This is a genomic window from Psychrobacter sp. TB20-MNA-CIBAN-0197 (assembly GCF_040309765.1).
In the GTDB taxonomy this organism is placed as follows: domain Bacteria; phylum Pseudomonadota; class Gammaproteobacteria; order Pseudomonadales; family Moraxellaceae; genus Psychrobacter; species Psychrobacter submarinus.
This window is the reverse complement of sequence record NZ_JBEOPC010000210.1, coordinates 1-357: the sequence shown is the minus strand read 5'-3', so window position 1 is coordinate 357 and position 357 is coordinate 1. Positions and strand designations below refer to the sequence as shown.

The 357-nt window shown below is 61.9% G+C and carries 1 pseudogene; it reads right to left on the bottom strand.

Going from position 1 to position 357, the window contains the following annotated elements:
- Positions 1 to 357, bottom strand: a pseudogene (locus AAEY83_RS13355) (alginate biosynthesis protein AlgK); the annotation flags it as partial.

Genomic DNA, 357 nt, shown 5'->3' with positions numbered 1-357 from the left:
GGGTCGAATCGGCCAGCACGCGGGCCACGGAATCGACACGCTGCGCGGTGACGGTGCCACGGCTGTAACCGGCCTGCATCTGCTTGATCAGCTCGGCCTGTTGCTCCGGCTGGCCACGTTTCTGGTAGACGGTGGCCAGTTCGACGTAGCAGATGTCGGTGGTGTTGAGCGCGGCCTTGCAGATTTTTTCCACGTCATCCAGGTGCTGGTCGTAGGTGCCTTGGGTGCGATACAGCAGCACCTGCGCCAGACCCGCTTCCGGGTAACCGGATTTGCGCCACTGATCGATCTGCTGCTGGGCGTTGATGTTCGGGAAGCTGTGCGGGTATTGCAGATACAGCATCGCCAGCGGGATCA